The sequence below is a fragment of the Methylomonas sp. EFPC1 genome (assembly GCF_016925515.1).
Taxonomy (GTDB): domain Bacteria; phylum Pseudomonadota; class Gammaproteobacteria; order Methylococcales; family Methylomonadaceae; genus Methylomonas; species Methylomonas defluvii.
Map to the genome: position 1 here is coordinate 2,411,120 of NZ_CP070494.1, position 11,615 is coordinate 2,422,734.

Annotated in this window: 9 protein-coding genes and 2 pseudogenes; 7 read left to right on the forward strand and 4 right to left on the reverse strand. The window is 50.8% G+C overall.

The window, feature by feature from the left end; all coding sequences use genetic code 11:
- The first annotated feature begins 90 nt into the window (after positions 1-90).
- The 4 genes and pseudogenes from JWZ98_RS11365 to istB all read left to right on the forward strand — a co-directional run.
- Positions 91-1,590, forward strand: coding sequence for a helix-turn-helix domain-containing protein (locus tag JWZ98_RS11365; RefSeq protein WP_205454338.1), 1,500 nt, complete (start codon positions 91-93; stop codon positions 1,588-1,590).
- Positions 1,475-3,028, forward strand: a complete 1,554-nt coding sequence (gene istA / locus JWZ98_RS11370; protein ID WP_240347962.1) for an IS21 family transposase — start codon at positions 1,475-1,477, stop codon at positions 3,026-3,028. Before JWZ98_RS11365 ends, istA begins: the two co-directional genes overlap by 116 nt.
- The gene (locus tag JWZ98_RS23410; protein ID WP_275899109.1) at positions 3,018-3,140 is read left to right on the forward strand and encodes a hypothetical protein; all 123 of its coding nucleotides are present in this window, start codon (positions 3,018-3,020) and stop codon (positions 3,138-3,140) included. Before istA ends, JWZ98_RS23410 begins: the two co-directional genes overlap by 11 nt.
- A 14-nt stretch (positions 3,141-3,154) precedes the next feature.
- Positions 3,155-3,784 (forward strand): annotated as a pseudogene (gene istB, locus JWZ98_RS11375) (IS21-like element helper ATPase IstB); the annotation flags it as partial.
- 65 nt (positions 3,785-3,849) lie between these two features.
- Here istB and JWZ98_RS11380 read toward each other — a convergent pair.
- Positions 3,850-4,833 (reverse strand): annotated as a pseudogene (locus JWZ98_RS11380) (IS256 family transposase); the annotation flags it as partial.
- A 128-nt stretch (positions 4,834-4,961) separates the two neighbouring features.
- Here JWZ98_RS11380 and JWZ98_RS11385 point away from each other — a divergent pair.
- Complete coding sequence (locus JWZ98_RS11385; RefSeq protein ID WP_205451336.1) at positions 4,962-6,059, forward strand: IS5 family transposase; 1,098 nt, start codon at positions 4,962-4,964, stop codon at positions 6,057-6,059.
- A gap of 265 nt (positions 6,060-6,324) precedes the next feature.
- Here the strand turns inward: JWZ98_RS11385 and JWZ98_RS11390 are convergent, their stop codons facing one another.
- The gene (locus JWZ98_RS11390; protein WP_033156311.1) at positions 6,325-7,560 is read right to left on the reverse strand and encodes a hypothetical protein; all 1,236 of its coding nucleotides are present in this window, start codon (positions 7,558-7,560) and stop codon (positions 6,325-6,327) included.
- The gene (gene ppx / locus JWZ98_RS11395) at positions 7,554-9,056 is read right to left on the reverse strand and encodes an exopolyphosphatase (RefSeq protein ID WP_205454339.1); all 1,503 of its coding nucleotides are present in this window, start codon (positions 9,054-9,056) and stop codon (positions 7,554-7,556) included. Before ppx ends, JWZ98_RS11390 begins: the two co-directional genes overlap by 7 nt.
- Before the next feature lie 118 nt (positions 9,057-9,174).
- On the opposite strand from ppx, the gene JWZ98_RS11400 reads away from it, so the two are divergent.
- Together JWZ98_RS11400 and JWZ98_RS11405 are read left to right on the forward strand one after the other, a co-directional pair.
- A complete protein-coding gene (locus JWZ98_RS11400) occupies positions 9,175-10,080 on the forward strand; it encodes an ABC transporter ATP-binding protein (RefSeq protein WP_205454340.1) in 906 nt (301 codons plus the stop codon).
- Positions 10,077-10,841 carry an ABC transporter permease gene (locus JWZ98_RS11405; RefSeq protein ID WP_205454341.1) on the forward strand — a complete coding sequence of 255 codons (765 nt, stop codon included), beginning with the start codon at positions 10,077-10,079 and terminating at the stop codon, positions 10,839-10,841. The genes JWZ98_RS11400 and JWZ98_RS11405 overlap by 4 nt, the downstream gene beginning before the upstream one ends.
- Positions 10,842-10,845: 4 nt before the next feature.
- Here the strand turns inward: JWZ98_RS11405 and JWZ98_RS11410 are convergent, their stop codons facing one another.
- The gene (locus tag JWZ98_RS11410; protein ID WP_192395561.1) at positions 10,846-11,580 is read right to left on the reverse strand and encodes a helix-turn-helix domain-containing protein; all 735 of its coding nucleotides are present in this window, start codon (positions 11,578-11,580) and stop codon (positions 10,846-10,848) included.
- Between the last annotated feature and the right edge of the window lie 35 nt (positions 11,581-11,615).

Here is an 11,615-nt window from a genome sequence, read left to right on the forward strand (position 1 = left end):
TTGCAGTGAGCTTGCGAACCGCACCAATCGCGAAACGATGCGGTGCATGTTATTTACCGCATCCTACTGCCCTTTAGAATTAAAGTGAAAATGGCAAAGACTCCGAGACAAGTGGTTAAAAAGGAAGATCGAGCTAGCGCGGTCAAATTGGTCTTGGAGCAAAATATTTCCATAGCCGAGACAGCTCGACAATTTAATGTATCCGAAAAAACCTTAGAAACTTGGATCAAAAAAGCAACTGCTACGCAATCAGCTAATCTGACCGGCGGCAAAGGTTTCAGCTTCGAAAACCAAGTTGGAGCATGGTTTCTTACTCACATGTTGGCAGGTGTTCCGCCTTTAGATGAGAATCTCGGCTCATTGAGGCAGCTGGCATTTCAAACTGAACCTGATGGTTGGAGGCTCGATGATTTGCTTTTGACTTTCCAAATGGGCGATACCAGTCATCGTTGCGCTATTTCCATTAAAAGCAATCGCCAATTCACGGCAAGAAAAGCACCAGAAGACTTCGTAGAGCGTTGCTGGTCACAGTTTCTTGAAACTAAAAATAACCCGTTTTCTCCACAGACTGACCGGTTTGTAAACATTACTGCCGAATTGCCCTCTACCACGCGGGACAGTCTTTTTTCAGTACTTAAAGCCGCCTGCGTTCGAAAACCCGTAGAGATGGTGAAGCAGCTTGCTAATGAAGACTTGTCTGACAACGCCAGAGCGATGTTCCAAAGCTTTGCCTGTCCTACCGACTTAGCCGCAAAATACCAGATCGGAACAGAAAAGATCCCCGAGTTACTTCGTTGCGTTTCTGTGCTCTCCCTAAATCTGGAAGACCCAAATTCCACCGACAAAGCACACGCCTTAGGGTTATGCCGACAAATTCTGAAAACCGGAGACCTACAAACCGCAACAAAGCTTTGGGAAGCTCTTGTTTACTTGGTCGACCGGCACCGCGTGGATAGAGGTCACATCGATCTTTCCGTCGTACTTCGTTCATTACGACAACGTTTTCCATTCAAAGACCATCCCGATTATGCCGCCGACTGGAATCGGTTATGGACTGATTCCAAAGAACGTTGGCAATCCGTGATTGATGTTATAGGAGGAAAAACGCGACTTCCCCGCAGCCATCTTTTACAAACAATCGAATCAGAATTTGCAAATCACCACGTAGTCGTGCTGCTGGGAGAGCAAGGTGGCGGTAAATCAGTGGCCGCTCGCCATTGGGCGGAACATCGTGCCCAAAGTGAACCTGTTTTATGGCTCGATCCGCGAATACTCGCAATCAACGATTTTTCGGAGCTGCGTGACCAGCTCAGCTTAAACAATCCTTGGCGTGAGCTTGTAACCGGCCTTATGCGTCCGCGAATGACCGTAATTTTAGATGGATTGGATCGTCTTTTATTTGCTAAACGGCGTGCAAAACTTTCCAGGGTCCTGGGGAAAAGAGCGTTGAAAAGTTTCCACCCCAGGTTGTTCAATGTCCGGTTTTTTGCCGGAGAATCCTGGAGTGTTACAAATGGACGTTATTGCCGAAATCAGACGGCGTCATCTAGTCGAGAAAGAGACTATCAGTTCACTGGCTATCGCCTTTAAGCTATCCCGCCCCACCATCCGTAAACATTTAAAGACGGTCGAAACGCCGGCGTATCAGCGCCAACATCAACCCCACCCCATGCTGGGTTCGTTCCATCAGCAGTTACATGCCTGGCTGGAGCAAGAAGCGGATTTGCCGCGAAAACAACGACGCACCGCGCAACGCCTGTATGAATGTCTGCAAGTTGAGGGCTACCAAGGCAGTTACACGGCGGTGCAGCGCTACGTTAAGGGTTGGAAGAAGAAACGATCTCCCCATCCCACCATCAAGCAAGCTTTTGTCCCCCTGGCCTTTCCAGCAGGCGAGACCTGCCAGTTCGACTGGAGCCATGAAACCGTTGAACTGGGCGGCGTGGTTCAGACCATTAAGGTCGCCCACTTCCGCTTAACCTACAGTCGTCAGATGTTCGTGATGGCCTATCCACGGGAAACGCAGGAAATGGTGCTGGATGCGCACCGTCAAGCCTTCGCTTACTTTGGCGGGGTGCCGAAGCGCATGGTATACGACAACCTGAAAACGGTGGTCGATGCGATCTATGCTGGCAAGGAGCGGCGCTTTAATCGGCGTTTCATGGCGCTGGCCAACCACTATCTGTTTGAGCCTGTGGCTTGCACGCCGGAGTCCGGTTGGGAAAAAGGCCAGGTAGAGAATCAGGTCGGGAACATTCGGGAGTGGCTGTTTACGCCGATGGCGAAATTCACGGATTTCGCCGCCCTTAACGTCTGGCTGGCGAAGCGCTGCTGCGAGTTGGCGGGACGCCCCCATCCTGAACAGACCTCACGCAGCATCGCCGAATGTTTCGCTGAAGAACAGCCCTTGTTAATGCCGGTCAAGGCCGCCTTCGATGGTTACGTGGAAGAAATGAAGCGTGTTTCGCCACTTTGTTTGATCCGCATAGACCGCAACCGCTACAGCGTGCCGGCGCAGTGGGCCAATAGCGTGGTGTCCGTGCGTTTAACCGCCGACCATGTCCGTATCGTCGCCGACGGCGCGATGATTGCCGAACATCACCGCCGCTTCGGACGCGATCATTTGATCTGCGATCCTTGGCATTATCTGCCGGTGTTGGAGAAAAAGCCTGGCGCACTGAGGCATGGCGCACCCTTTCAGACTTGGGACTTGCCGGTTGCGATCAAGGTGGTGCGGGATCGTATTCTCAAGCAGGATCAGGGTGACCGCGCCTTTGTCGACCTACTGCTGATGGCGAAAGGTCTGGGCGATAACGGATTGGATGCCTTGGAAGTGGCTTGTGATTTGACCTTGCAGACCGGTGTCATCAGCGCCGCCATCGTCCTGAATGAAATGCGCCGGTTAACCGAAGCGGCCAAGCCCAAAGCACTGGACGACACCCCGGCATCGACGCCGGCATTGACCTTGGAGCCTGTCGCCGATTGCAGTCGCTATGATAGCTTACGGAGCGTTTGCCATGTCCATTGATCGCGCGCTCCAGCTCAAAACGTTACATCTGTTCGGCATGGCGGCGGCCTGGAGTGAATACCCACAGGGCACAAGTGGCAAGCCAAATACAGTAGCCAGCAAAAACCCGTGATGCCGGAAGCCTGGCTGGATCGGTTGATCAGCGCCGAGCAGGCCGACCGCCAAGCGCGCAGCCTGAACTATCAGCTCAAGGCGGCTCGATTCCCGATTCATCGAGACTTGCTACAGATTGACTGGTCGGAAACGCCCTTGCCGCAAGCTCGTCTCGAACAACTGGCCACCGGAAACTTTATGGAGCAAGCCTACAACCTGATCCTGGTGGGCGGCACCGGCACAGGGAAAACCCACTTGGCCACTGCCATTGGCATAGCCGCCATCCATCAAGGCAAACGGGTTCGCTTTTACAATGCGGTCGATCTAGTCAATCAACTGGATAAGGAAAAACAGCTAGGAAAAGCCGGTAACCTCGCCAAGCAGCTAACGCTGATGGATGCCGTCATCCTGGACGAATTGGGGTATTTACCGTTCCCAGCGTCCGGCGGTGCCTTGCTGTTCCACCTCATCAGTCATCTGTATGAGAAAACGTCCTTGATCATTACCACCAACCTCAACTTTGCAGAATGGGTGCAGGTTTTTGGCGACGCCAAGATGACTACGGCGCTGCTGGATCGCATTACTCACCACTGCGATATTTTAGAAACCGGCAACGATTCTTATCGATTTAAGCAACGGAAAAAGGCGGTGGAAAATCAATAACCATACGACCTAACTGGAAACTATTGGACGCTCTTTACTGGAAACTTTTCAACGCCGTTTGACAAAAACGGGATGACGCGGCTCCAATTACGCCGCCATATCTGGGCAATCGAAGGGTAATCGCCGTTCCATTGTGCCTCGAACTCAACCAGTTGCTGCTCGGCCTCTGTTACGGTAGCCGATTGATAAATCCGCTTGAGGTCATCAGCAATCCGTTTGCGCATTTTCCAACCGACATAGTTCAGACTGTTACGCACCAGGTGGACGATGCATAACTGAACGGCGGCTTGCGGATAAACGGCTTCGATGGCTTCGGGAAAGCCTTTCAAACCATCGACACAGGCGATGAAAATGTCCTGTAAGCCGCGATTTTTCAGTTCCGTGACCACCTGTAACCAGAACTTGGCACCTTCGGTTTGTGCGATCCACAGCCCTAGGACTTCCTTCTCGCCGTTCAGATTAATACCAATCGCCAGATAGACGGCTTTGACCCGCACGGCGCCGGTGTCGCGGACTTTGACATGGATACAGTCGAGATAGACAATCGGATAAATCGGTTCCAGCGGACGTGATTGCCAGGCTTTGACTTCATCGGCTACCGCATCGGTGACCGAGGAAATCAACGAAGGCGACACGTCGGCGCCATACAACTCTTCCAGATGACTCTGGATTTCCCGCACCGTCATACCTCGGGCATACAGTGAAATGATCTTGTCGTCGAAACCTGTCCAGCGCGTCTGATGTTTAGCGACGATTTGCGGCTCGAAACTGCCGTGCCGGTCTCGCGGAATCTCAATCGGCAATTCGCCGAAGTCACCTTTGAGATTTTTTCGGCTCTTGCCATTACGTGCATTGCCGCTGGGATTAGTGACGGCTTCATGCTTGGCGTGGCCCAGATGTTCAGTCATTTCTGCCTCTAAAGCACGCTCAACCAAAGCCTTGGTCAATTGCTTCAGCAGGCCATTTTCGCCAATCAGGTCTTCGGGTTTCTGATAACCCGACAACAAGGAATCGAGCAACTCGGTAGGGATGGATTTTGATACGGTCATTTTTTCTCCTCTAGGGAACGGCAGTTTCCTGCCTAACAGGCTGGTGAAAAACTCGAAAAGCCAAGTAAGCTAAGGCATAGATGAGCCGCCAACTGTTAAAATAGGCTACCTAAATTTGGAGCCTTTCAATGCGCGGACACGATGCCATCCAAAACAACTGGTTCAGCTACATCAACCTGGAAGACCGCATTCCCAAGCAGCATCCGTTGCGCCGTTTACGGCTGTTGGTCGATGGCGTACTGGCCTCGATGGATGCCGTCTTTGCCGCGCGTTACTCGCACACTGGCCGTCCCTCGATTGCCCCCGAAAAACTGCTGCGCGCCTTGCTGTTACAAGTCCTGTATACGGTCCGTAGCGAGCGTCAGTTGATGGAACAACTGGACTACAACCTGTTGTTTCGCTGGTTTGTTGGTTTGGGTATCGACGATGCTGTCTGGGAGCGCAGCGTGTTCAGCGCCAACCGCGAACGCCTGCTGTCCGAAGCCCTGAGTCGCGAATTTTTTGAGCGGGTACTGGCCATAGCCGAATGGCAAAATCTGGTGTCCGACGAACACTTCAGCGTCGACGGTAGCCTCATTGAAGCCTGGGCCTCGCATAAAAGCTTCGTTAAAAAAGACGGCAGCGGCCCGGACAAACCCGCCGGCCGCAATCCCGAGGTCGACTTCAGCGGCGAAAAGCGCAGCAACGCCACCCACCACAGTACGACCGATCCCGAAGCCCGGCTTTACAAGAAAGGCGAATACACCGAGGCCAAACTGCGTTACATCACCCATGCCTTGTCCGAGAATCGCAACGGCCTGATTGTCGATGTCGAAACCACTCAAGCCACCGGCACCGCCGAAATCGAAGCCGCGCAAAACATGATCAAACGCCGCGTGCCCCAAGGCGGCAGCGTCGGTGCCGACAAAGGCTACGACCAAGCGGCGTTCGTCAACGGACTCGAGTCCCGTGACATCAAAGCCCATGTGGCCCGCAAAAAGACCGGCAGTGTCGTCGATGGCCGGACCGCTCGCGGCAAAGGTTACGCCCAAAGTCTCAAGCGCCGCAAAATCGTCGAAGAAGCCTTTGGCTGGGTCAAAACGGTCGGCGGCCTGCGCAAAACCCGTCACATCGGCTTAGCCAAAGTCGCGGGTCAGGCCTTGTTTTGCTTTGCCGCCTACAACCTGACGCGCATGCTCAACCTATTGGTGTTCACGCCGAAACCGGCGTGGAGTGCACCCGCCTAGGGTGAAGTTCGCCTGAAAACCGTCCACAGACGGCTTCAGGCGAATAAAAAGCCCTTGAAACCGGGGCAAAACGCTTGAAACTCGATGTCATGACCGATTTCAACTCGAAAAAATCACTTACATCGTGGGTTAGGGGAAATATCGGCGGGTTTTTCACCAGCCTGCTAATGGCCGTTTACACAAAAATTCTTACACCCTCTAACAGGGCGGCAAACCAGAGTAGTGCGACTTTGTCAGATCTGGTTTGGGTGCCTTCTGTAGGTACTTATAATCGATACACCGGCAAGCCGTTAATCCTGTCGTCGATTAGTTGGATCAGTTCGTTGTATGCAGAACTTCCTACCGAATGAAACTTGCTAACAAATGTCGCTTCGTCCATATGTTCCGGTAAATCCTGTAATTCCGGGATAATAGACGAATAATCTTTAGTGCTAGACATTATTCTTTGTAATTCCCTCGCTTTCTCGGTTGATGCTACTGCTATTTGACCAAATCGAGTCCCGGCTCGATCAGCTGTCAAATCAATGAAACTGAAGCCGCTACCTTTTTGCGCATCTCCCAGTTCTTTATCTATGCCTATTTGCTCGCCGAGTAATGAGGAATCAAGAATTGCCAATAATGCCGAAGCAATAAAATGCTGCGGTATATCCACTCGCTTATAAGCAAATACAGGATATTCCTTGCTGTAAACCAAGCCAAGCGGCAGATAGCGGCGTAAGTCCTGTTTATAGATATAGCTGCCGACAGCAATGATGATCGCGCGATTTTCCTGAACGGCGTCCTCCGTCGGTGTTTGTTGATACGCCGTCAAAAATAAAGGTTGCAACAAATCAGTAATAGATAAGCGCCAGCTAGGATCATGTTGGCTGACGATTTCGTTGATTTGCTGTTGATAACGATGCAGGTTTGGGTAATCCCGATGCTTTTGGATAGCCAATTGCTTTGCCGCGTCGACGATGGATCCTAGATAACTGATTTCCAAAGCTTGCGGGCTAATGCGGACTTTCTTGACGTATAGGCTCAACAATTGCCAATGCTGCTCTAGCGGCGTGTTATGCACGATAGCGGGAATCAGGAGATTTGCGGCGGGATCGGGAATGGAAATTTCACCAATTTTCAAAGACTTGATAAAAATGGCGTCATCTACCTGTCGTAGATTAAAACTAAAGTCCAAATATCTGCCCCAGGGGCTTTTAGGCACAAATATCGCTATCTGAATCATCAATCTGTCATCTACAATCTGAATTTGCGTCGTATTTTCCGCAAAATGGTTTAATAGATAACTCACCGCAATATTCAAGTCCTTCTGGTCCAAACTAACGGTTTTAATTTGGCCTCTTTCCTCCGGTGCCACATGCAATAACTGCTTCGCGCGCTGTATGTCTTCGCGGTTCAAACCCTGATGGATTTTTAGCAACGGCGTATCGTCGATTGCGAAAAACAGTAAGCCTACGAACAATATTGCCAGCGAAAGGAGGATGTAAAGTAGAAATTTCAGCATTGATCGAAGATCAAATTAAAACGAGCCTCCTTGAGGTAATACATTTCTTGTTTGAGATCAGCATGCGTCAGGGGCGCTTGTTCCAGCCAATTTTCCGGAAAATCGATTTTTATATCGTGGCGATTAATCGTGATGCTAAAGTCCGGGCGTTTACTATTACGATTGCGGTGCAGCAAAGCGGCCAGCCGAAATACTACTGCCATGATCGGCGCATGTTGGCGCCAAGGAAACGGCAAATCCTCAAAACGGCTTAAATTAAGCTTCTTGCGGTGGCTGCGCACCAACTTAGACAGCAACAGTTGATCTTGTTTGGAAAACCCCGCCAAATCGCCATTTTCGATAATATAGGCGCTGTGCTTGTGATACTGGCTATGGGCAATCTCAAAGCCGATTTCATGGAGTTCCGCCGCCCATTCCAAAAACTGTAAACTGGCAGGATTGTCGTTAAAGCAAGGGTGGTCGTCTAATTGCTGAGCGATGTAACGTAAGGTTTCTTTGAGCTGTTGGCTGTGTGATGTGTCGGTGTGGTAACGTGCGGCAATGGTCTGGCTAGTCTGCGAACGAACGTCATCGTTGTAAATTCTACCGAGTAAATCCTGCACCAGACCTTCGCGCAATGCGCCATCCGAAACCGTCATTTGCTGAATATTCAAGGTCTTGAACGTGGCATAAACAATAGCGACCGCGCCGATAAACACCGGCCGCCGCTCGATACTCAAGGCTGGAAAGCTGATTTCGTCGATCCGATTCAGTTTTAAGAGGTGGGCGACCAACTGTTCCAAGCCTTCATTGGTGATGTCGTTATTGCTCCAGCCCATGGTTTGTAACACATTGCTGACCGCCTTCAGGCTGCCGGAAGCGCCAATGGCTTCCTCCCAGTTTTGGGAATTGAACGCGTTTTGAAAGGGTTCGAGATGTTGCTCGGCAAACAGCATCGCCTTGCGAAAGGCCTTTTTGGTCAGTTCGCCGTTTTTGAAAAAATTCTGGCTGACGGTGACGCAGCCCATGTTCAGGCTTTCTTTGGTGTGGGCAATATCATCACGGCCAATAATATACTCTGTGCTACTGCCGCCGATGTCCATCACAAAACGGTTGTTGGCATTGCTGCCCAGACTGTGGGCTACGCCTTGGTAGATTAACCGCGCTTCTTCGATACCCGAAATGATATGAATCGGATGCCCCAGGGCTTTTTCGGCCTTGTTGATGAATTGTTGCGAGTTTCTGGCGATGCGCAGGGTATTGGTGCCGACTATCGCGACGCTGTTGGGTGCGAAATCCCGGATGCGCTGACCGAAGCGCTCCAGGCAGGCTAGGGCGCGCTCTTGCGTGAGTTGGTCGAGATTCTTATGTTGGTCCAGTCCCGCAGCCAGACGCACCATTTCTTTCAAGCGGTCGATGGTTTGCAATTTGCCGTTATGCAAGCTGCATATGATCATGTGAAAACTGTTGGAACCCAGATCGACGGCAGCAACACTGGTCGGTATTTGATGTGGCAAGAGTCTATTCCTGTTCAGGCTGCTGAGGGTTGGCGAATTCTGATAGAATCGGAAAGCTTTATTGACGCATTTTTAAAGATCGCGTCAATTCCTTTGCCCGAGATTATAACATTAGAGCATGACGGCTTTATCCATCCAAAACCTAAAAAAGACCTACAACAATGGCTTTGTAGCCTTGAAAGGCGTGGATCTCGATGTCCAGCGCGGCGACTTTTTCGCGTTGTTGGGTCCCAATGGCGCCGGCAAATCGACCTTGATCGGCATCATCAGTTCGCTGGTCAACAAATCCAGCGGATCGGTCAGCATCTTTGGTCACGACTTGGATAAAGACAATGTCGCCGCCAAAACCTGCATTGGCGTGGTACCGCAGGAAGTGAACTTCAACCAATTCGAAACCAGCATGAGCGTGGTGATGAACCAGGCCGGCTATTACGGCATTCCGCGCAAGCAAGCCTTGCAGCGCACCGAACAATGCTTGCGGCAAATGGAGCTATGGGATAAGCGCGATGTGGTTTCTCGACGCTTGTCCGGCGGCATGAAGCGGCGCTTGATGATAGCCAGAGCAATGGTGCATTCGCCGCGCTTGTTAATATTGGACGAACCCACCGCCGGCGTAGACATCGAAATCCGCCGCTCGATGTGGGAGATGATGAAGGACGTCAACAAACAGGGCACCACCATCATTTTAACTACCCATTATCTGGAAGAAGCCGAAAGCCTGTGCCGGAATATCGCCATCATCAATAACGGACAAATCATCGAGAAATCGGCGATGAGCAGTTTGTTGAGCCGCTTGCACACCGATCATTTTGTATTGGATATATCTCGCCCATTAACTCAAGCACCGACAATCGATGGCTGTGAAATTGTGCTGAGTGCCGATACTGTGTTAGACGTCGCTGTGCCGAAAAGCCATGGTCTAAACCGTTTATTCCAGGCGCTATCTGAGCAACATATCGAAGTCCTCAGCCTGCGCAACAAGTCCAATCGACTGGAACAATTATTTTTGGATCTGGTGCAATGAACTACTCAGTCGCTTTTTCGACAATTTTAATCAAAGAAATCCGTCGTTTCACTCGGATTTGGCCGCAAACCCTATTGCCGCCGGCCATTACCACAGCACTGTATTTCCTCATCTTCGGCAAATTGATTGGCGACCGCATAGGCCTGGTGCATGGCGTCAGCTACATGGACTACATCGTGCCCGGCATTATTCTGATGTCGGTGATCAGCCATTCGTACTCCAATGTGGTGTCTTCGTTTTATTCCACTAAATTCCAGCGGCATATCGAAGAACTCTTGGTGGCGCCGGTGCCGAATTATGTGATTTTGGCCGGTTACGTCTGCGGCGGCATCGCGCGCGGGGTATTGGTTGGCGTAGTGGTGGCAGGTATTTCGATGATGTTTACCCACACCACCATTCTGCATTGGGACATCGCGGCTGCGGTGTTTGTGCTGACGGCAACCTTGTTCGCGCTGGCCGGTTTCATCAACGCGGTGTTTGCCGATAGCTTTGATGATATTTCCATTATTCCGAACTTTGTATTGACGCCGTTGAGCTATCTGGGCGGTGTATTTTATTCGGTAGCGATGTTGCCGGGAATTTGGCAAAAAATCGCGCAAGCCAATCCGATTTTATACATGATCAACGCCTTTCGTTACGGCATGATCGGGGTCAGTGATGTCGAGATCGAACTGGCTTTTGCGATGACGGGTGGCTTTATCGTGTTTTTAACCGCCCTGAGCTTGCTGCTGTTGTACAAAGGTATCGGTATTAAAAATTAATGCCTTACTCCAGCGGCACTAACATATTGCGCAAAGCGGTAAGATCTTTGATCGCGATAAAGCGGTTCTGCACCACAATCAAATTATCATCCTGAAATTTTTTCAGCAGGCGGCTCACCGTTTCCAAAGCTAAGCCTAAGTGATTGCCGATTTCTTGGCGGGTGAGTGACAATTTAAATTCAGATGATGAAAATCCGCGCCGTTTCAACCTTTCAGATAAGCTGATCAGAAAATAAGCCAAACGCTCTTCCGCCGGTCGTTTGCTCAATACCAGCTGGTTTTTGTCCTCCAGCATTTTCTCGCCGGTATGCCGAAACAATTCGCGCGTCAAGCTGGGCATGTTCTTGAACAAATCTTCCATATTGTCGGCCGGCAGGATGCAAAAACTCATAGTTTCCAAGGCAATCGCCGCGCAGCCGTGCTTTTCGGCGGATAGACCGTCGAAGCCCAGTAATTCGCCGGGCAGCAGGATATTTAAGATGTGCTCGTTGCCATGGCTATCGTTGGCCACCAGCTTGGCGCTGCCGGACTTTATCGCCAGAATACCGCGGAAATTGTCGCCTTCGCGGTAGATAAAGTCACCGCGCTGCAAGGTCTTGCGGGCCTTGACGACTTGGCTGATGTTATTAATTTCGGCTTGCGACAAGCCGCGCGGTAAACAAATATTATCCAGACTGCAATTAACGCAACTGACTTGATTTTTAAGCGGCTCAGGGGCTTGAGTTTTCAATGAAAGCATAGTGTTGGGTTTGATAATTTGCCGCTTCTCAAGGA

Coding starts and splice junctions, on each gene's coding strand:
- JWZ98_RS11400 (WP_205454340.1), top strand. CDS start 9,175: ATGACGGCTTTATCCATCCAAAACCTAAAAAAGACCTACAACAATGGC.
- JWZ98_RS11385 (WP_205451336.1), top strand. CDS start 4,962: ATGCGCGGACACGATGCCATCCAAAACAACTGGTTCAGCTACATCAAC.
- istA (WP_240347962.1), top strand. CDS start 1,475: ATGTCCGGTTTTTTGCCGGAGAATCCTGGAGTGTTACAAATGGACGTT.
- JWZ98_RS23410 (WP_275899109.1), top strand. CDS start 3,018: ATGTCCATTGATCGCGCGCTCCAGCTCAAAACGTTACATCTGTTCGGC.
- JWZ98_RS11365 (WP_205454338.1), top strand. CDS start 91: ATGGCAAAGACTCCGAGACAAGTGGTTAAAAAGGAAGATCGAGCTAGC.
- JWZ98_RS11390 (WP_033156311.1), bottom strand. CDS start 7,560: ATGCTGAAATTTCTACTTTACATCCTCCTTTCGCTGGCAATATTGTTC.
- JWZ98_RS11410 (WP_192395561.1), bottom strand. CDS start 11,580: ATGCTTTCATTGAAAACTCAAGCCCCTGAGCCGCTTAAAAATCAAGTC.
- JWZ98_RS11405 (WP_205454341.1), top strand. CDS start 10,077: ATGAACTACTCAGTCGCTTTTTCGACAATTTTAATCAAAGAAATCCGT.